Origin of the sequence: Rhizobium sp. Rhizsp42 (assembly GCF_047304155.1) — a bacterium.
Classification (GTDB): Bacteria; Pseudomonadota; Alphaproteobacteria; order Rhizobiales; family Rhizobiaceae; genus Rhizobium.
Genome location: NZ_JBGLYS010000020.1, coordinates 41,553 through 60,600 on the forward strand (window position 1 = coordinate 41,553; position 19,048 = coordinate 60,600).

At 62.6% G+C, this 19,048-nt stretch carries 15 protein-coding genes; 10 read left to right on the forward strand and 5 right to left on the reverse strand.

Annotation, left to right across the window (positions count from 1 at the left end; all coding sequences use genetic code 11):
* Positions 1-165: 165 nt before the first annotated feature.
* From ACCD05_RS19055 to ACCD05_RS19085, 7 genes are all read left to right on the forward strand, one after another.
* On the forward strand, positions 166-1,440 hold the full coding sequence (locus tag ACCD05_RS19055; protein ID WP_026283559.1) for an aspartate kinase: 1,275 nt from the start codon (positions 166-168) through the stop codon (positions 1,438-1,440).
* A 91-nt stretch (positions 1,441-1,531) separates the two neighbouring features.
* Positions 1,532-3,799 (forward strand): phosphoenolpyruvate--protein phosphotransferase, encoded by a 2,268-nt coding sequence (ptsP, locus tag ACCD05_RS19060; protein ID WP_018901545.1) that lies wholly within the window; start codon positions 1,532-1,534, stop codon positions 3,797-3,799.
* 27 nt (positions 3,800-3,826) lie between these two features.
* The gene (gene prfA / locus ACCD05_RS19065) at positions 3,827-4,909 is read left to right on the forward strand and encodes a peptide chain release factor 1 (protein ID WP_112943779.1); all 1,083 of its coding nucleotides are present in this window, start codon (positions 3,827-3,829) and stop codon (positions 4,907-4,909) included.
* The gene (gene prmC / locus ACCD05_RS19070) at positions 4,906-5,787 is read left to right on the forward strand and encodes a peptide chain release factor N(5)-glutamine methyltransferase (RefSeq protein WP_413394640.1); all 882 of its coding nucleotides are present in this window, start codon (positions 4,906-4,908) and stop codon (positions 5,785-5,787) included. The genes prfA and prmC overlap by 4 nt, the downstream gene beginning before the upstream one ends.
* 343 nt (positions 5,788-6,130) lie before the next feature.
* The gene (locus ACCD05_RS19075; RefSeq protein ID WP_413394642.1) at positions 6,131-7,048 is read left to right on the forward strand and encodes a DUF4167 domain-containing protein; all 918 of its coding nucleotides are present in this window, start codon (positions 6,131-6,133) and stop codon (positions 7,046-7,048) included.
* Between the two features lie 326 nt (positions 7,049-7,374).
* A complete protein-coding gene (locus ACCD05_RS19080; RefSeq protein ID WP_413394644.1) occupies positions 7,375-9,132 on the forward strand; it encodes a methyl-accepting chemotaxis protein in 1,758 nt (585 codons plus the stop codon).
* 729 nt (positions 9,133-9,861) lie between these two features.
* Complete coding sequence (locus ACCD05_RS19085) at positions 9,862-10,584, forward strand: hypothetical protein (protein ID WP_413394646.1); 723 nt, start codon at positions 9,862-9,864, stop codon at positions 10,582-10,584.
* A gap of 198 nt (positions 10,585-10,782) precedes the next feature.
* Here the strand turns inward: ACCD05_RS19085 and ACCD05_RS19090 are convergent, their stop codons facing one another.
* The gene (locus tag ACCD05_RS19090) at positions 10,783-11,559 is read right to left on the reverse strand and encodes a DUF3108 domain-containing protein (protein ID WP_112943782.1); all 777 of its coding nucleotides are present in this window, start codon (positions 11,557-11,559) and stop codon (positions 10,783-10,785) included.
* A gap of 259 nt (positions 11,560-11,818) precedes the next feature.
* Between ACCD05_RS19090 and rpmB the strand changes: the two genes are divergently transcribed.
* Together rpmB and ACCD05_RS19100 are read left to right on the forward strand one after the other, a co-directional pair.
* Positions 11,819-12,118: a 50S ribosomal protein L28 gene (rpmB, locus tag ACCD05_RS19095; RefSeq protein ID WP_026283561.1), complete on the forward strand. Its 300-nt coding sequence runs from the start codon at positions 11,819-11,821 to the stop codon at positions 12,116-12,118.
* 114 nt (positions 12,119-12,232) lie between these two features.
* The gene (locus tag ACCD05_RS19100) at positions 12,233-12,871 is read left to right on the forward strand and encodes a queuosine precursor transporter (protein ID WP_047508556.1); all 639 of its coding nucleotides are present in this window, start codon (positions 12,233-12,235) and stop codon (positions 12,869-12,871) included.
* A gap of 30 nt (positions 12,872-12,901) precedes the next feature.
* Here ACCD05_RS19100 and ACCD05_RS19105 read toward each other — a convergent pair whose 3' ends face one another.
* Positions 12,902-13,834, reverse strand: coding sequence for an AraC family transcriptional regulator (locus tag ACCD05_RS19105; RefSeq protein WP_413394649.1), 933 nt, complete (start codon positions 13,832-13,834; stop codon positions 12,902-12,904).
* 126 nt (positions 13,835-13,960) lie between these two features.
* On the opposite strand from ACCD05_RS19105, the gene ACCD05_RS19110 reads away from it, so the two are divergent.
* A complete protein-coding gene (locus tag ACCD05_RS19110; protein ID WP_413394651.1) occupies positions 13,961-14,851 on the forward strand; it encodes an SDR family oxidoreductase in 891 nt (296 codons plus the stop codon).
* Between the two features lie 15 nt (positions 14,852-14,866).
* Here the strand turns inward: ACCD05_RS19110 and ACCD05_RS19115 are convergent, their stop codons facing one another.
* The 3 genes from ACCD05_RS19115 to cobS are packed head-to-tail and all read right to left on the reverse strand — an operon-like array spanning position 14,867 to position 18,835.
* Positions 14,867-15,922, reverse strand: a complete 1,056-nt coding sequence (locus tag ACCD05_RS19115) for an esterase-like activity of phytase family protein (RefSeq protein ID WP_413394653.1) — start codon at positions 15,920-15,922, stop codon at positions 14,867-14,869.
* A gap of 6 nt (positions 15,923-15,928) precedes the next feature.
* Entirely contained in the window at positions 15,929-17,830 is a 1,902-nt protein-coding gene (cobT, locus tag ACCD05_RS19120; protein ID WP_413394655.1) for a cobaltochelatase subunit CobT, read from the reverse strand.
* 12 nt (positions 17,831-17,842) lie between these two features.
* Positions 17,843-18,835, reverse strand: a complete 993-nt coding sequence (gene cobS, locus ACCD05_RS19125) for a cobaltochelatase subunit CobS (protein WP_018901558.1) — start codon at positions 18,833-18,835, stop codon at positions 17,843-17,845.
* Between the last annotated feature and the right edge of the window lie 213 nt (positions 18,836-19,048).

Here is a 19,048-nt window from a genome sequence, read left to right on the forward strand (position 1 = left end):
CCTCACAAACTCGTTAAGAGACGCCGCAACTTGGGCCCTTGGGCGCAGGGCTTTAGAAGGGTTCCAGAACCTCCCAATTCCGGCTCTTCGGCCCGTGGCTTCCAAGGCTTCGTCGTGCCGGGTCTGGCGTTCGTCTCTCCCGGCGGTTTGCTGTGGTAGAGGCTTATGGCACGCATCGTAATGAAGTTCGGCGGAACATCCGTCGCTGATCTGGACCGTATCAAGAACGTTGCCCGCCACGTCAAACGCGAGGTCGATGCCGGTCATGAAGTGGCCGTCGTCGTTTCCGCCATGTCGGGCAAGACAAACGAGCTGGTCGGCTGGGTGCAGAACACGCCGAAGGTCGTCGGCGCAAGCTCGCCTTTCTATGATGCCCGCGAATACGACGCCATCGTCGCCTCCGGCGAGCAGGTGACCTCGGGTCTTCTGGCGATCGCGCTGCAGGCCATGGACGTCAACGCCCGCTCCTGGCAGGGCTGGCAGATCCCGATCCGCACCGACAACGCGCATGGCGCCGCCCGTATCCTCGAGATCGACGGCTCTGAAATGATCAAGCGCATGGGCGAGGGCCAGGTGGCCGTCGTCGCCGGCTTCCAGGGTCTCGGCCCCGACAACCGCATCGCGACACTCGGCCGTGGTGGCTCGGATACGTCGGCGGTCGCAATTGCCGCCGCCGTCAAGGCTGACCGTTGCGACATCTATACCGACGTCGACGGCGTCTACACGACCGATCCGCGCATCGTGCCGCAGGCGCGCCGCCTGAAGAAGATCGCCTTCGAGGAAATGCTCGAAATGGCATCGCTCGGCGCCAAGGTGCTGCAGGTTCGCTCCGTCGAGCTTGCCATGGTGCACAAGGTGCGCACCTTCGTGCGTTCGTCTTTTGAGGATCCCGATGCTCCGGGCATGGGTGATTTCTTGAATCCGCCCGGAACGCTGATTTGTGACGAGGAAGAAATCGTGGAACAGGAAGTAGTCACCGGCATCGCCTATGCCAAGGATGAAGCGCAGATCTCGCTTCGCCGTCTCGCCGACCGCCCGGGCGTCTCCGCCGCGATCTTCGGACCGCTGGCCGAGAACCACATCAATGTCGACATGATCGTCCAGAACATCTCGGAAGATGGCTCGAAGACCGACATGACCTTCACTGTGCCGTCGGGCGACGTGGACAAGGCCATCAAGGTGCTCGGCGAGCACAAGGATACGATCGGTTACGACGTCGTGCAGAACGAATCGGGCCTGGTGAAGGTGTCGGTCATCGGCATCGGCATGCGCAGCCACGCCGGCGTCGCGGCGACCGCTTTCAAGGCACTTGCCGATAAAGGCATCAACATCAAGGCGATCACCACCTCGGAAATCAAGATTTCCATCCTGATTGATGGTCCTTATGCGGAACTCGCTGTCAGGACTTTGCATTCCTGCTACGGTCTGGATAAGAATTGATTCCCAGCAGGGCCGCCGCGCGTACAAGTTGATTAGTGGCGCGGCGATCTGCCGGGCCACTTTGCCTTCTGTTTTTGGAGCTTGAGACGCAATGAGAGACCTTTCCGGCGGTCCGCGCGTGCTGCTCAAGCGGCTGCGCGAGTTGATGGCGGAGCCGCTGGAGCCACAAGAGCGTCTTGACCGGATCGTTCGCCAGATCGCCAGCAACATGGTGGCGGAGGTTTGCTCCGTCTACGTTCTGCGTTCCGACGGCGTGCTCGAACTCTATGCAACCGAAGGTCTGAACCGCGAAGCTGTCCACTTGGCGCAGCTGAAAATGGGGCAGGGCCTCGTCGGCACGATCGCCGCATCGGCCGCCCCTCTCAATCTCTCCGACGCGCAATCGCATCCGGCCTTCCGCTACCTGCCGGAGACGGGCGAAGAGATCTATCATTCGTTCCTCGGTGTGCCGATTCTGCGCGCCGGCCGCTCGCTCGGCGTTCTCGTCGTGCAGAACAAGGCCAGCCGCAACTATCGCGACGAGGAGCTGGAAGCACTCGAAACGACGGCGATGGTGCTGGCCGAGATGATCGCCACCGGCGAGCTGAAGAAGCTCACCAAGCCGGGGCTCGAGCTCGATCTCACCCGCTCGGTCACCATCGACGGCGACACCTATAATGAAGGCATCGGCCTCGGCTATGTCGTGCTGCACGAGCCGCGCATCGTCGTCACCAATCTTCTCAACGACGATGCCGACAAGGAAATCCGCCGGCTTGCCGAAGCGCTGGGTTCGCTGCGCATCTCGATCGACGATCTGCTCTCGCAGCGCGACGTCTCGATGGAGGGCGAGCATCGCGAGGTGCTTGAGACCTACCGCATGTTCGCGCATGACCAGGGATGGGTGCGCAAGCTCGAAGAGGCGATCCGCAACGGCCTGACGGCGGAAGCCGCGGTCGAGAAGGTGCAGAGCGACACCAAGGCGCGGATGATGCGCCTGACGGACCCTTATCTGCGCGAGCGGATGCATGATTTCGAAGATCTGGCGAACCGCCTGCTGCGCCAGCTGACGGGCTATACCGGCCGCACCTCGGGCGATGGCTTCCCTGCGGACGCGATCATCCTGGCGCGCGCCATGGGTGCCGCCGAGCTGCTCGATTATCCGCGCGCCAATGTTCGCGGTCTGGTGCTCGAAGAGGGCGCCGTGACCAGCCATGTCGTCATCGTCGCGCGCGCCATGGGCATTCCCGTCATCGGCCAGGCGGCCGGGATCGTGGCGCTTGCCGACAATGGCGACGCCGTGATCATCGACAGCGATGGCGGCCATGTGCATCTGCGGCCGCTGCCGGAGCATCAGCGTTCCTACGAGGAGAAGGTGCGGTTCCGCGCCCGCCGGCAGGAGCAGTTCCGGGCCTTGCGCGCGGTCGAGCCGCTCTCCAAGGACGGGCAGCGCGTGTCGCTGCAGATGAATGCCGGCCTGCTGGTCGACCTGCCGCAACTGTCGGAATCGGGCGCCGAGGGCATCGGGCTGTTCCGCACCGAGCTGCAGTTCATGATCGCATCCACGCTTCCGAAGGCGGAAGAGCAGGAGCAGTTTTACCGCAACGTCTTGAAGCAGGCCGCCGGCCGGTCCGTGACCTTCCGCACGCTCGATATCGGCGGCGACAAGGTCGTGCCCTATTTCCGCGGCCATGAGGAAGAGAACCCGGCGCTCGGCTGGCGGGCGATCCGCCTGTCGCTCGACCGCCCTGGTCTTCTGCGCACGCAGCTGCGCGCCATGCTGAAGGCAGCCGCCGGCATGGAACTGAAGCTGATGGTGCCGATGGTGACCGAGGTATCGGAGATTACCGCGGTGCGCGAGTTGCTGCAGAAGGAAGTGCAGCGTCTGTCGCGCTTCGGCCACGGGCTGCCGCGCAAGCTGCAGTTCGGCGCCATGCTGGAAGTGCCGGCGCTTTTGTGGCAGCTGGACGAGCTGATGGCGGCGGTCGACTTCGTGTCGGTCGGTTCCAACGATCTGTTCCAGTTCTCGATGGCCGTCGACCGTGGCAATGCGCGGGTCTCCGATCGTTTCGACACGCTGGACAAGCCGTTCCTGCGTATCCTGCGCGATATCGTGCGGGCAGGAGAGCGCAACAACACGCCGGTAACGCTCTGCGGCGAACTGGCGGGCAAGCCGATTTCGGCCATGGCGCTGCTTGGCATCGGCTTCCGCTCGGTGTCGATGTCGCCGGCCTCCATCGGTCCGGTCAAGGCAATGCTGCTCGGCCTCGACGTAGGCGCGCTGTCCAAGGCGATGCACGAGGCGCTCGACGATACGACGACGCCGACATCGATGCGCGAACTGCTGGCCCATTTCGCCGAAACACACAACATCCCTCTGTAGCCAGAGACAAACAGAATTGGAGTGAGGGTGGCGAAGCTTCCCGTTGAAAAGATGCGCGAGCTGGAACGCCGCTTCGGCGAGATCGAAGCGCGCATGTCGGCCGGCCCCTCGGCCGACGTCTACGTCAAGCTTGCCTCCGAATATGCCGAGCTGCAGCCCGTCGTGACCAAGATTCGCGCCTATGAAAAGGCATTGTCGGAGCTTGCCGATCTTGAGACGCTGCTCGACGACAAGACCGTCGACCGCGAGATGCGGGACATGGCCGAGATGGAGCTCCCCGAGGTCAAGGAGCGGATCGAGGCGCTGGAGCAGGAAATCCAGATCCTGCTTCTGCCCAAGGACGCGGCCGACGAAAAGAGCGCCATCCTCGAAATCCGTGCCGGCACCGGCGGCTCGGAGGCTGCGCTGTTCGCGGGCGACCTGTTTCGCATGTACGAGCGCTATGCGGCGGCGCATGGCTGGAAGGTCGAGGTTCTCTCTTCCAGCGAGGGTGAAGCCGGCGGTTTCAAGGAAATCATCGCGACGATCACCGGCAAGGGCGTGTTCGCCAAGCTGAAGTTCGAATCCGGCGTGCACCGCGTTCAGCGCGTGCCGGAGACGGAAGCGGGCGGGCGTATTCATACGTCGGCGGCGACGGTTGCCGTGCTGCCGGAGGCCGAGGAGATCGACATCGAGATCCGCGCCGAGGATATCCGCATCGACACGATGCGCTCGTCGGGCGCCGGCGGTCAGCACGTCAACACGACGGACTCGGCTGTTCGCATCACCCACTTGCCGACGGGCATCGTCGTCACCAGCTCGGAAAAGTCGCAGCACCAGAACCGCGCCAAGGCGATGCAGGTTCTGCGGTCGCGTCTCTACGACGCCGAGCGCCAGCGCGCTGACAGCGAGCGTTCCGCCGATCGCAAGAGCCAGGTCGGCTCCGGCGACCGCTCCGAGCGTATCCGCACCTATAATTTCCCGCAGGGGCGCGTCACCGACCACCGCATCAACCTGACGCTCTACAAGCTCGACCGCATGATGGTCGGCGAAATCGACGAGATCGTCGATGCGCTGATGGCCGACTACCAGGCGAGCCAGCTGTCGCAGCTCGGCGAGCAGCAGCCATGAGCGATCAAGGGAAACAGGTCGGCGCGACGGTTTCCCAGCTTCTGGCCGAGGCACGGCGACGCTTCACCGAGGCCGGCGTGGCCGATCCGGCCGCCGACGCGCGCGTTTTGATCTCGGGGCTGCTCAGACTTACCACGACCGAGATGCTGACAAGGGGTGGCGATGTCGTCGAGGATGCGGCCGCCGCACGGATCGATGACGCGATCACCCGCAGGCTGGCGCATGAGCCGGTGCATCGCATTCTGGGCGAGCGCGAGTTCTACGGCCTGCCTTTATCGCTTTCGGCGGAGACGCTGGAGCCGAGGCCGGATACGGAAATCCTCGTTGATACCATGCTTCCCTATATGAGGGACCTTGCGGGCAAGCACGGCGATCTCCATATACTGGATATGGGAACGGGAACCGGGGCGATATGCCTCGCGCTGCTCAAGGAATGTCCGCAGGCATCGGGCATTGGCAGCGATATCTCCGTCGACGCGCTGAAGACGGCGCAATCCAACGCGGAAAGAAACGGGCTGCAGCAGCGTTTCAAGGCGGTGCAATCCAGCTGGTTTCAGGCCATAGACGGGAAGTTTCACGCTATTGTCTCAAATCCGCCCTATATAGCGTCCAGTGTCGTTGACACTCTTGCTCCCGAAGTGACAAAATTTGATCCGGCCGCCGCACTGGATGGCGGCATGGATGGGCTTGACGCCTACCGTTCCATTGCCAAGGATGCCGCAAGGTTCATGCATCCAGACGGTGTTATAGGGCTCGAGATAGGCTACGATCAGCGAACGGAAGTGACCGAAGTTTTTGAGGCTGAAGGCTTCAAATGCTTGGAATCGGTGAAGGATTACGGCCACAACGACCGTGTGCTCGTGTTCGCCCGTAGCTGATCGGCAACAAGCGGCTGAATAGACTAGTCCATTGGTGTCATTGCGAAGAAAAGGCTTGGATTTAAACGGGAAGCAATATAGGTTGCCCCCACGTATTGGAGAGATAGGTCAGAACGATTGTTCGTTCGAAGCTAGCTCGGCCTCGGGGGTCCACTCTCTTAAACGAGAGTTTCAAAGGTTGAAGACGACCCAATGCGTGAATCAGTCAAACTGACTTGAGAACAAGCGGCAGGTTGGCGCAAAGGCGCATTATGCTTGCGGCACGAATACCCTGAGTCGGACGAACGACCACGGTTGACGGTGCCATCACTCCACACAAACAGAGAATTCAGGTGAACGATCGATGAGGCCAGGACAGCAGAACAAACGCGGTCGCGGGCGTACCAACAATAACGGCGGCGGCGGCGGAAATAACAATAACAACAATAACAATTTCAACCGCAAGGGCGGCAATCCGCTGACGCGGACCTACGACAGCTCCGGCCCAGACGTGAAGATCCGCGGCACCGCGCAGCACATCGCTGAAAAATACTCGCAGCTCGGTCGCGACGCGCAGAGCTCCGGCGACCGTGTCATGGCTGAAAACTACCTGCAGCACGCCGAACACTACTACCGCATCATTGCCGCCGCACAGGCGCAGATGCAGGAACGCTTCCAGCGCGACGACCGCGGCGAATTCGACCGCGACGGCAGTGAGCGCGATGGCGACGAGATGGATGGCGGCGACAATGACGACGTCGTGGTCGTTCAGCCTCCGCGCCAGCAGCAGGAGCACCAGCAGCGCCGCAACAACGATGAGCAGCCGCGCCGTCAGAATGACGAGCAGCAGGGCCGCCGTTCGGACGAGCGCCGCTTCAACAACGAGCAGCGCCAGCGCCGCGACGAAGAGCAGCCACGCCGCCAGAACGACGAGCAGCCGCGCAGCGAAGAGCAGCCCCAGCCGCAGCCGCGCGCCGAGGAGCAGCCCCGCGAAGAGCGCCCGGCTCGCCAGCCGCGCCGTCGCGAAGAGCGTCCGGCACCGGTTGCAGCCGCAGCCCAGCCTGAAGTGATCGACGGTACCGGCCCACAGCCGGAGATCGAAGGCATTCCGGCCGAGGTTTCGATGGATGAGGAAAGCGGTGCGGCAACGACCCGCCAGCCGCGCCGTCGCGCCGCCACCCCGCGTCCGCGCCGTCCGCGTCGCGCCGAAGGCGAAGCGGCTGCTGAAGGCGATGCCGGCGCCGGCGAAGCGCCAGCTTTGGCCGATGCGGCTTCGGAATAAGCCGTTACGGCTTGAATAGTCGACATGTTCAAAAGGGCGTCCCTCGGGGCGCCCTTTTTCATTGGGCGGTCGCGCTGCCCCTGAAATATAAGAAATCCACTATGAGTTTTCGCAGGGTTGCGACCTTAAATTAGATATTGGTTGTATACCGGGCGTTAACTCTCGCGGCATGATCATCGGTTGTGAGAGCTTCGGTGGATGCGATCTGAGATAGTTGTTATTTGCTGTCAGGATTTGCCCCATAGATCTTCGAAGGAACGCGTTCCCGATGCCTCTCCTAACAACGCGCAACGCCAATGGCTGGCGTCGCAGGCAAGGGGATGGGAATGTTCGGTCTGGCATCTGATGCGGGATATATCCTCGGTGCGATTTCAAAATCGCAAGCAATCATCGAGTTCGATCTGAAAGGCAATGTGCTGAAGGCGAACGAGAATTTCTGCAATGCTCTCGGCTACAGCCTTTCCGACATCGTCGGCAAGCACCACAGCATGTTCTGCGAGCCGGCGCTGGCGGCATCGCAGGAGTATCGCGATTTCTGGGCCCGGCTTGGCCGCGGTGAATATGATGCCGGCGCCTACAAGCGGCTCGCCAAGGGCGGGCGGGAGATCTGGATCCAGGCCTCCTACAATCCGGTTTTCAAGCATGGGAAGCCGTTCAAGGTGGTGAAGCTCGCGTCCGACATTACGGATGCCAAGAACAAGGCGGTCGAGGACGCCGGCAAGCTGGACGCGATCTCGCGTTCGCAGGCGGTCATCGAGTTCAAGCCGACAGGCGAGATCATCACGGCCAACGAAAACTTCTGCAACGGTCTCGGCTATTCGCTGAATGAGATCGTCGGCAAGCATCACAGCATGTTCTGCGAACCATCCTACGCGCGCACCGAGGAATACGCCAACTTCTGGCGCCGGCTGGCGGCGGGCGAGTTTATCGCCAACGAGTTCGTTCGCTACGGCAAGGGCGGCAAGGAGATCTGGATCCAGGCGGCCTATAACCCGATCACCGATGCCAATGGCCGGGTCTACAAGGTGGTGAAGTTCGCCACCGACGTGACGCAGCGCATGAGCGCGATCGGCCTGCTTGGGCAGGCGCTGCGCGGGCTTTCCGAGGGTGATCTGACGAAGACCGTGGAGACCGCCTTCGTCCCTTCGATGGAGCAACTGCGGCATGACTTCAACGCGACGATCGCCCGGCTCTCGGAGACGATGAAGACCGTCGGCGAGAACGCGCATGCGATCGCCGCCGGCTCCCGCGAGATCGGCTCGACGGCCGATTCCTTCTCGAAGCGCACAGAGCAGCAGGCGGCCTCCGTCGAGGAGACGGCGGCGGCGCTGGAGGAGATCACCACCACGGTCAACGATTCCAGCCATCGCGCCGACGAGGCCGGCAAGCTGGTTTCCCAGACCAAGAAGGGGGCGGAGCAATCCGGCCAGGTCGTTCGCAGCGCCGTGGCGGCGATGGACCAGATCGAGCAGTCGTCGCGCGAGATCACCAATATCATCGGCGTGATCGATGACATCGCGTTCCAGACCAATCTCCTGGCTCTCAACGCCGGTGTCGAGGCGGCGCGGGCGGGCGAGGCGGGCAAGGGCTTCGCGGTCGTGGCGCAGGAGGTGCGCGAACTGGCGCAGCGCTCCGCCAGTGCGGCCAAGGAGATCAAGTCTCTGATCACCAAGTCCAGCGAGCTGGTGCGCAACGGGGTCGATCTGGTCGGGCAGACTGGCAAGGCGCTGGAGACCATCGTCAGCCAGGTCAACGACATCAACGTCAATGTCGTGGCGATCGTCGAAGGCTCCAAGGAGCAGGCGACGGGGCTGAAGGAGATCAATCAGGCGGTCAACCAGCTCGACCAATCGACGCAGCAGAACGCTGCCATGGTCGAGGAGAGTACGGCGGCAAGCCACAAGCTGGCGGCCGAGGCCGAGACGCTGCGCGGGCTTATCGCACAGTTCAAGCTGAGCGAGGCCTACGCCATCAGGCCACCGTCCAGGGCAGCGCAAAGCTCGCCGGCCCTGCATCTGGTCTCGCGCGTCGCCAGGGCCCATGGCATGGCCGCTCCAGCGGCGGACAGCTGGGAAGAATTCTGATCGTCATATCAGAATGATCGAGACGGCCGGCATCGCTTAGAGCCTTTCCTGGTTAGATTGAAGCATTCTGTTGGCTCAAACGGAGTCGAATGGTCGTTCGGCCGGCGCGCGTCGTAGCCAACGCATACGGCCAAGCCGGCCGGACGATCAGGCGGCCCGTTTCAGCCAACCCCGCAGGGGCCGGGCATCTTTCCGCCAGGATCAAGGGCGATCGGCTCGACCGTACCTGGGGTATGCCCTTCGCCAATCGCCTTTGCCCTGACGAAAACCTGCTCCGGCAGAATGCTTCAAGCTAACCAGGAAAGGCTCTAAACGCGGTGCCGGCCGTTTCATTTTGGCGCGCGAGGTAAATGATGGAATGCGTATCATTGATTGTATAAATCAGCGCTTATATTCCAGAACGGGTACACATCGCACGCCCCTGTTTCGCCTCATTCCACCTGGGCGTCTCATCCTGCTGCAATCCGTCCCATTTAAGGAGGCATATGTCTCCGGTTGTGCATGTATTTTGCATTAGCTATTCATAATATGTTATCCGTCTTACGAGGCTTACAAAACCTATACGCGAAACACATTGAAATGTTAGAATTTACGCATATTCTTGTTTTCATGTAGAGGCGGGCTGGCTTCCACTCTCGGTTACAGACCGCCGCTTCGGGAATGCGCGCTTCCCTTCATTGGTTTCGACTGCCTGGGCATTGGGTCCGGCAGCATCTCGTGGAGGTTGGAATGAACTATAGTGCATCGAAATATGCTGTCCTGGCAGTAAGTTGCGCCGCTTTGCTGGCTCCGCTGCCCGCGAGCGCCTTTGACGTCGGCGGCAGCAATGGTCTCAGCATCGGGACCAGCAATGGGCTGAGCGTATCGCTCGGCGGCGCCAATGGCGTCAATGCGAATGTCGGCGGAAACGGCAATGTTGCAACCGCATCGGTCGGCGGCGCCAGCGGCGTCAATGCAAACGTCGGTAGCAACTCCAGTGGCGGTCTTGGTGTCTCGGCGTCGGTTGGCGGCTCCGGTGGTGTCGGCACGAACACCTCTATAGGTGGTGGCAGTGGTGGCGGCCTCGGCGTCGGCAACACCGCAAGCGTCGGCGGATCGCGCGGGCTCAACACAGGCGTAAACGCCAATGTCGGCGGTTCCAGCCTGCTGGGGGCGAAGGCCAAGGTGGCGCTCGGCACCAACACGCTGCTGAACCTCAATCTCGGCCTGCCGGGTACCGATGATCCGCAGAACCCGAACAACCCGACCAATGGTACCAACGGCACCAACGGAACCAACGGGCGAAACAGCACCAACAACATGAATAGCAGGCAGCTTCAGGCCTTCAACGACATGTCATCCGGTGACCGGGCGAAGATGAAGGTGCGCTGCAAGGATATCCTGGCCGGTGGCGGTGGTGGCTTCGACGGCAGTCTCGTCAAGCTCTGCAAGATGGTCATCGCGATGCGTTAAGCGGCGCTCGCCCGGCGATCCGGTTGCGAGATGTCTCCCAAGCAGCGAGTATCGCGCCGCCTAATCACCAACAGGCAGGCGTGCGCGATACGCCTGCTGGGTTCGGGATCGTCGGATCGACGTTAGAAACAGGGGGTGCGGCATGATTGCCGCACTTTTCATTTGTGGGTCGCAGTTAATGCGGTCCAAGCCGCTCCGTCAGCTTGCGCTGTACTTCACCGCCGTGATGGTCACCGGCCCGTATTGGGTCGGGATGCGAACGAAGACAGGCGCTATGACGTTGGCTGCATCGGCCTTGGCAAACCAGATTTCCATGCGGCTGCTCTTGCTCAGATACTCGATGTCGCTGCGGCCTTTCTTGTAGCCCGAGCGCGGCACGAAGCGCACGTTGCAGACGGTGGCCTTGCCGGTGAAGCCCTGGGTGGAGAAATCCTTCGATCCGCTCGGCGACAGCACGAGATCCATGCGCATCTCGCCGTCATAGATCGGCAGTTTCTGCGCGCAGACATTGGTGTCAGCAGGGAAGATCAGGCCGGAAATGGGATCGAGCACGGCGCGCATGTCCGAGGCCGGAACGTTGACCCAGTTCTTCGGCGGCTGGCGTGGCGGCTTCACCGTCGTCGAGGTGATGTTGCCGTTGGAATAGCGGACATCATAGGTGCGGGCGCGCTTGCCGCTCTTGTAATAGAGCAGATAATGGTCCGCCTGCATGCGGTTGCCGCGCAGCCGGCCATCGACGCTGGTCTTGGCCGAGATGGTGGTGACGAGATCGGCGAGGCCGGCCGAGCTGATATCGCCGGAGACGCGGTAGGTCTTGTCGTCCTCGATACGGGTCATGAAGGCGGCGCGCGCGATGGTGATGATGCCGAGCGCGACCTTGTATTCGGTATGATGCACGACTTCGGCGGCGCCTGCCGGAATGGCCATCAGGCCCGCCAAGGCGGAAATGAAAATGCGTTTGCCCCAATGAGCCATGAATTGAACCTTGTTCGGTGCGCTGGTCAGGTCGCGAGATACGGTCTATACGCCTGTCGTGGCCTTTAGAGAACAAAAGCTTTTTGACGGAATTGCGAGGCTTTTGGACTGAATCGCCGGAAAGGCCAAGGTTTGGCTTGACGTGCACGGTCTGTCTGATTATAGAACCGCAACTTTCCAATCATGGCCTGATGGATTGCAAGCTCGACTTTGCGCGGGTCGGCAATCGATGGCCGAGAAAAACAAGAATAGGTGTCCCATGTCCCGCATGTGCGAATTGACCGGCAAGGCAGTCCTCGTTGGCAACAATGTCAGCCATGCCAACAACAAGACCAAGCGCCGGTTCCTCCCGAACCTGTGCCAGGTTACGCTGATCTCCGACGCGCTCGGCCAGCGTTACCGTCTTCGCGTTTCGGCTGCTGCTCTGCGTACCGTCGAGCATCGCGGTGGTCTCGATGCTTTCCTGATCAAGGCAAGCGAAAACGAACTGTCGATGCGCGCTCGTCTGCTGCGCCGCCAGATCGTCAAGAAGACCGCTGAAACGGCTGTTGCTGCCTAAGCAACAACCGACATTTAGCTATACGGCTTCAAAAGGCTTGCACGGTAATCCCGTTCAAGCCTTTTGCTTTGCCGGACTGTTCCTCCAACTGGTGGCATACCCCAGGATAAAAAAATGCTTCAGACGCGCTATACCCTTATCTACGTCGCCCTGATGACGCTTGTCGTCGTTTCGTCGAACTTCCTCGTGCAGTTCCCGCTGAACGTCACGTTCGCAGGCGTCAATCTCGCCGATCTGCTCACCTGGGGTGCCTTCACCTATCCGGTCGCCTTCCTGATCACCGATCTCACCAACCGTCAGTTCGGGCCGCAGGCGGCGCGCAAGGTGGTGTTCGCCGGCTTCCTCGTGGGCGTGGCGCTCTCCTTCTTCACATCGGTGCCGCGCATCGCGATCGCTTCCGGTACGGCCTATCTGGCTGGCCAGTTGCTTGATATCGCGCTGTTCAACCGGCTGCGCCGGCAGGCCTGGTGGCGGGCGCCGCTGGTCGGCTCGCTGCTGGGCTCGATGCTCGACACGGCGATCTTCTTCTCGCTGTCCTTCGCCGCCTTCTTCGTCTTCCTCGGCCCGAACGAGCCGTTCGCGCTCGAGGCGTCGCCCGTTCTCGGCGTTTTCGCCGCCGAGGCACCGCGCTGGATTTCCTGGGCGATCGGTGATTTCTGGGTGAAGCTTCTGGTCGGCCTCGTGATGCTTCTGCCCTACGGCGCTCTGATGAGCGTGCTCAGGCCGATGCAAGGCGCCCGCGCGGCCAGCTGATCCTTCATAAAGTCTAACGGCGGCGCTTCATCATGAAAGCGCCGTCGCCATTTTGGGGCGGTCGCGGACATATTGCCGGGGCGAGCAGCCCATGATCCGCTTGAAAGCCGTGCTGAAGGCCGCTTCGGACTCATAGCCGAGCGACGGCGCGATGACCGAGATCGGGTCGCGGGAGTTCTCCAGCCGGTTTCCTGCCAGCAGCATGCGCCATTGCGCCAGATACTCCATCGGCGAGGTGCCGACCGTTTCCCTGAATTTCTGCGCGAATGTGGAGCGCGACATGCCGGCGCGGGAGGCAAGCGCCTGCAGCGTCCAGCGTTCGGCCGGGCTGTCGTGGATCGCCGATATCGCCGCACTCATCTGTCTGTCGGCGAGCGCGAAGAGCCAGCCGACGCCGGTGTTCGAGCGATCGGCCAGATGCAGCCGCAAGGCCTGCACGAGGATCATGTGGGCGAGGTGCTCGACGATCAGGAAGCCGCCCGGCTGCGGCGCGCGCAGTTCCTGCATCATCTGCTCGACAGCAAAGCGCAGCGCCGCCTGGCTCTGCTCGTCGCGCAGCAGCACGATGGGCGGTAGCATCTTGAGCAGGATATCGGCGTGACTGCCGGCAAGGCCGAAGCGGCAGCTGACGATCGAGAAATCGCGACCGTCGTTCAGCGAGACGATGCCATCCTTGCGTGGGCCGAGAAAGATCGTGGCGGCCGGGATTGTCTCAAGTGCGAGATCGGTGGCGAGCCTGAACGGCCGGCCGCGTGGGAGCAGAAAGCTGTCGCCGGGGCGTAGATGTACCGGATCCTCGATACCCTCGACACTGAGCCAGCAGGAGCCCGACACGATGGCGCCGCACTTGATGCCGCCTTGCTGGTCTGGAAACTGGATCGCCCAATCGCCGCCCGCCTCCATGCCGGCGGAGAGATAGTTTTGCGGCTTCAGCAGCGAAAGCACGTTTGACAGAGGGTCCATTGAAAACTCCGGACGATCGCGAAGATATCTCGGACAATATAGCATGGTCCGTATCGCCTCAAGGCCCTAGCTTTTCCTCGACACGTTCGCATCGGCGGGCGCGTCGCAGCAAGCAAGGAGATGACCATGCGCGTTTTCGTCACCGGTGCCACCGGCTTTGTCGGCTCTGCCGTCGTTCAGGATCTCATTCAGGCCGGCCATCAGGTGCTCGGTCTCGCCCGTTCGGATGCTTCGGCCGCGTCGCTTGAAGCCGCGGGGGCTGCGGTTCATCGTGGCGATCTCGAGGATATCGACAGTCTGCGCCGAGGGGCCGATGCCTGCGATGGCGTGATCCATACGGGCTTCATCCACGATTTCTCCAAGTTCAAGGAGAATTGTGAGATCGACGGGCGCGCCATCGAGGCGATAGGCAAGGTGCTCTCCGGCACCGGCCGGCATATGGTCGTGACCTCGGGCACGGGTCTGCTGGCGCCGGGCGCGGTCGCCACGGAAGAAATGGCGGCACCCTCGTCGTCGGCCATTCCGCGCGTCTCGGAGAAGGCCGCGCTGTCCATGGTGCCGGATGGCCTCAGCGCCTCGGTGGTGCGTCTTCCGCCCTCGGTGCATGGCGATGGCGACCATGGCTTCGTGCCGATCGTTATCGGCCTCGCGCGCGAGAAAGGCGGCTCGGCCTATATCGGCGACGGCATGAACCACTGGCCGGCGGTGCATCGTCTCGATACCGGCAGCCTCTACCGGCTGGCGCTGGAGAAGGCGCAGGCGGGCGCGCGTTACCATGGCGTGGCTGAGGAGGGGATACCGTTTCGTGAGATCGCCGGCGTCATCGGCAAGCGGCTTGGCCTGCCTGTCGTCTCAAAGTCGCCGGAAGAGGCGGCGGAGCATTTCGGCTGGTTCACGCATTTCGCGTCGATCAACAACCGGGCGTCCAGCGCCTGGACGCGGGAAACGCTCGGCTGGAAGCCGACACATCAGGGGCTGATCGCCGATCTCGACCGGCCGGCCTACTTCGGGGGCTGACGCTTTCGCGCCCTGTCAATGCGAGGCGGCGGTGTCGGTCGAGGGATCGGGCCGCCGCTCGTCCAGCTTGAACTCCAGCATCAGGTTGCGCTGGAGGATCGAGTGGTTGTCGTCGGAGACGAGGATGACATGGGTGCTGCCGTCCTCTGCGGTGAAGGTATCGAGACCTTCCATGTTGTCGATCTGGTAGCCGAAATCGCCCTGGATCAATATCTCGCCATCCATGACGCTGCCGGGCTTGATATCGGCCGACTTGATGCGTCGGATGCGCATGCCGATACCCTCAGCCAGATTGAAGCGGCGCTCCAGCAGCAGAAGATCGCCATTCGGCAGGAAGGCGCCGTCGGTGGCGTCGAAGTCGCCGTAATGGGCAAGCGCCAGCTTACCCTTCAGCGGTCCGTCCAGGATCGCGGCGTAGGCGTTGCCGTCATCGTCAAGGCTGCGCTCGGCGACGATCAGCGTGCCGCCTTTGAGCGGGCTCGATGGCGGCGAGACGGCGATCGTCTCGAAGCCGCGATTGGCGCGCAGTTGCTTCTTGTCGAAGGGGATGGGCAGCGTGTCGAGCGCGCGCGAGGTCTCGAAGCCGGGATCGGGATAGAGATCGACGCGGTGAAATTGCTCATATGAGACCAGCACCTTGCCGTCCTTCAGCGCGACGCCCTCGGCGTCCATCAGTGCCTTGCCCTCGAGGATCTTGCCGACGCGGTCGCGCATCGGTGTGATCTCGACATCGGCAAGCCCGCTCAGGCTGCCGTCGGCGCCGCGTTCGATGCGGCCGGTCATCCAGTGGCCCGTATCGAGGACACCGACGAAATGCTTCTGGTCATCGCGGAAACGGATGGAGGACAGCGAGCCGAAGAGGCGGTTGGGGGAGACCATTTCCAGGCCGCCCACGAATTCGAAAGGCCCGAAGCGCTTTTCGTCGGAGCCGATCTTGAAGTTCGAGATGATGCTGCTTCTCACTTCCGCCGCCGGCGTTTCAGCCGAGGCGGGCGTGCCGGCCGCAAACGCAGCAGCCAGCAGGAGGGCTCCAGCGAAACAAGGTCGGAACGCCGGAGCCGGTTGCTTCATGGGCGATCAGCCGGCGCGGCGGGCGCGTCCGCCGCGCGGTTGCGCCGCCTGGTCCTCGAAGAGCGAGGCCAGCTGTTCGGTCATGGCGCCTGCGAGTTCATCCGCATCGACGATGGTGACGGCGCGGCGATAGTAGCGCGTGACGTCGTGGCCGATGCCGATGGCGAGCAGTTCGACCGGCGAGCGGGTCTCGATGCGTTCGATGACCGCGCGCAGGTGGCGCTCCAGATAGTTGCCCGGATTGACCGAGAGCGTCGAATCGTCGACCGGCGCGCCGTCGGAGATCATCATCAGGATCTTGCGCTGCTCGCGCCGTGCGATCAGGCGGTTATGCGCCCACATCAGCGCTTCGCCGTCGATGTTTTCTTTGAGCAGGCCTTCGCGCATCATCAGGCCTAGATTGGTGCGCGAGCGGCGCCATGGGGCGTCGGCGGACTTGTAGATGATATGGCGCAGATCGTTCAGGCGGCCCGGCGTCTGCGGCTTGCCGTTGGCGAGCCACTGTTCACGCGCCTGTCCGCCCTTCCAGGCCTTGGTGGTGAAGCCGAGGATTTCGACCTTGACGCTGCAGCGCTCCAGCGTGCGGGCGAGAATGTCGGCGCAGGTGGCGGCAACGGTGATCGGGCGGCCGCGCATGGAGCCGGAATTGTCGATCAGCAGCGTGACGACCGTATCGCGGAACTGCGTGTCGCGCTCCTTCTTGAAGGAGAGCGCCTGGGTGGGGTCGATGATCAGGCGCGTCAGGCGGGCCGGATCGAGATAGCCTTCCTCCAGGTCAAAGTCCCAGGAGCGGTTCTGCTGCGCCATCAGGCGGCGCTGCAGGCGGTTGGCAAGACGGCCGACGGCGCCCTGGAGATGGGCGAGCTGCTTGTCGAGGAAGGCGCGCAGGCGCTCCAGCTCGGCGGCGTCGCACAGTTCCTCGGCGGTGATGGTCTCGTCGAACTCCTCGGTGAAGACGTGGTAGTCGACCTTCTCGTTGAAATCGTCGAAGGGCGTATTGGGACGGCGGGTCTCGCCCGGCGTCTCACTGTCGTCCTCGCCCTCTTCCTGCATGTCGTCGTCGGAGATCTCGGCGCCTTCGGTCTCGCCGTCCTCCATCTGCTCGTCGGCGACTTCGCTGTCTTCGACGGGGGCGGCATCCGAGCCGGCATCGTCCTCGACATCGTCGTCGTTCTGGTCTTCGCCGCTCGGCTTGTCTTCCTCGTCCTGCTGGTCGTCAGAGTCAGGATCGCTGTCGTCGTCGCCATACTCCTCGGCCATTTCCATGGCCGTGAGCATGTTGCGGATGACCTTGGAGAAGGCCTGCTGGTCGTTGATGACGCCGGTCAGGTTCTCGAGATCCTTGCCGGCCTTGTCCTCGATAAAGGAGCGCCAGAGATCGAGCACCTTGCCGGCCGATTCCGGCGGCTTTTCGCCTGTCAGCTTTTCGCGCACCATCATGGCGACGGCTTCGCCGACGGGCGCGTCTTCCTGGCGTTCGATGCCGGAGAAATTGGCCTTGGCGTATTTTTCCGTCGTCATCGAGCGCAGATTGCTGGCGACGCCTTCCATGCGCAGCGCGCCGATCGATTCCACGCGCGCCTGCTCGACGGCGTCGAAGATGGCGCGGGCGTCGGAGCCCTGCGGCGCCATCGTCGCGTGCACCTTCTCGTCATGGCAGGCCAAACGCAGCGCCATCGAGTCACCGAGCCCGCGGGTCACCGCAAGCTCGTGCATCGTTGGGCGCTTGGACAGTTCCGGCAGGCGGATGCGCTCGGCGGTCATGCCCGGCCGCTCGTTGGCGAAGGTCACCTCGACCTCGCCGTCGCCGGCGATTGCGCGCACGCTGCCGGTTATCGCCCGGCGTAGCGGCTCCACGTCGACGGGTGCACCGGGCTTTGCTTTCGAATTGTCACCACGCGCTGCCATGATCCGTTAGCCTCAGGCCTCCAGGACGATGTTGGCGGCGCTTTCCTTCAGCTCGACGCCGAAGGCGCGCTGATAGTGCTCGGCAACCAGCGGACGCTCCAGTTCGTCGCACTTGTTGAGGAAGGTGACACGGAAGGCGAAGGCGAGATCGCCGAAGATCTCGGCATTCTCGGCCCAGGTGATGACGGTACGCGGGCTCATGACGGTCGAGAGGTCGCCGTTCATGAAGGAGGCGCGGGTGAGATCGGCGACGCGGACCATCTTGGAGACGGTATCGCGGCCGTTCTTGTCCTTGCCGAAGCTCTTCACCTTGGCGGCGACGATGTTCACTTCGTGCTCGTGCGGCAGGTAGTTCAGCGTCGAGATGATCGACCAACGGTCCATCTGCGCCTGGTTGATCTGCTGCGTGCCGTGATAGAGGCCGGTGGTATCGCCGAGGCCGATGGTGTTGGCGGTCGCGAACAGGCGGAAGGCCGGGTGCGGGCGGATGACGCGGCTCTGGTCGAGCAGCGTCAGGCGGCCGGAAGATTCCAGAACGCGCTGGATGACGAACATGACGTCAGGGCGACCGGCGTCGTATTCGTCGAAGACGAGCGCGACATTGTGCTGGTAGGCCCAGGGCAGGATGCCGTCCTTGAATTCGGTGACCTGCAGGCCGTCCTTGACGACGATGGCGTCCTTGCCGACGAGATCGATACGGCTGACGTGGCTGTCGAGGTTGATACGGACGCAGGGCCAGTTGAGGCGGGCGGCGACCTGCTCGATATGCGAGGACTTGCCGGTGCCGTGGTAGCCGGAGATCATCACGCGGCGGTTATGAGCGAAGCCGGCAATGATGGCGAGCGTGGTTTCGCGATCGAAGAGATAGTCGGGATCGAGATCCGGAACATAGGCGCTGCCCTGGCTGTAGGCCGGAACGCGGATGTCGGAATCGATGCCGAAGACCTCCCTGACCGAAACGGTGGTGTCCGGAAGTTCCGAGATATCAAGGTCAATCTTGCTCATCATGTCTCCAAGGCGGGTGGCCGACACCCTGCCATACTGTCTCAGCTCGTTTCGCGATCATGGCGTTGTGGTATCCCACGCGCTCATGTCTGAACGTCGGCGATGCTTCTCCGGGACTGAAACGAAACCTCGGGGACGATCAAATCACCGCCTGCGAGCATTCTTGACGATAGTCCCGGACAAGAAACGCCGCGTCCGGAAGTGGCCGAGGCG

Coding starts and splice junctions, on each gene's coding strand:
- ptsP (WP_018901545.1), top strand. CDS start 1,532: ATGAGAGACCTTTCCGGCGGTCCGCGCGTGCTGCTCAAGCGGCTGCGC.
- ACCD05_RS19080 (WP_413394644.1), top strand. CDS start 7,375: ATGTTCGGTCTGGCATCTGATGCGGGATATATCCTCGGTGCGATTTCA.
- prmC (WP_413394640.1), top strand. CDS start 4,906: ATGAGCGATCAAGGGAAACAGGTCGGCGCGACGGTTTCCCAGCTTCTG.
- cobS (WP_018901558.1), bottom strand. CDS start 18,835: ATGAGCAAGATTGACCTTGATATCTCGGAACTTCCGGACACCACCGTT.
- ACCD05_RS19055 (WP_026283559.1), top strand. CDS start 166: ATGGCACGCATCGTAATGAAGTTCGGCGGAACATCCGTCGCTGATCTG.
- ACCD05_RS19090 (WP_112943782.1), bottom strand. CDS start 11,559: ATGGCTCATTGGGGCAAACGCATTTTCATTTCCGCCTTGGCGGGCCTG.
- ACCD05_RS19105 (WP_413394649.1), bottom strand. CDS start 13,834: ATGGACCCTCTGTCAAACGTGCTTTCGCTGCTGAAGCCGCAAAACTAT.
- ACCD05_RS19110 (WP_413394651.1), top strand. CDS start 13,961: ATGCGCGTTTTCGTCACCGGTGCCACCGGCTTTGTCGGCTCTGCCGTC.
- rpmB (WP_026283561.1), top strand. CDS start 11,819: ATGTCCCGCATGTGCGAATTGACCGGCAAGGCAGTCCTCGTTGGCAAC.
- ACCD05_RS19115 (WP_413394653.1), bottom strand. CDS start 15,922: ATGAAGCAACCGGCTCCGGCGTTCCGACCTTGTTTCGCTGGAGCCCTC.
- cobT (WP_413394655.1), bottom strand. CDS start 17,830: ATGGCAGCGCGTGGTGACAATTCGAAAGCAAAGCCCGGTGCACCCGTC.
- ACCD05_RS19100 (WP_047508556.1), top strand. CDS start 12,233: ATGCTTCAGACGCGCTATACCCTTATCTACGTCGCCCTGATGACGCTT.
- ACCD05_RS19075 (WP_413394642.1), top strand. CDS start 6,131: ATGAGGCCAGGACAGCAGAACAAACGCGGTCGCGGGCGTACCAACAAT.
- ACCD05_RS19085 (WP_413394646.1), top strand. CDS start 9,862: ATGAACTATAGTGCATCGAAATATGCTGTCCTGGCAGTAAGTTGCGCC.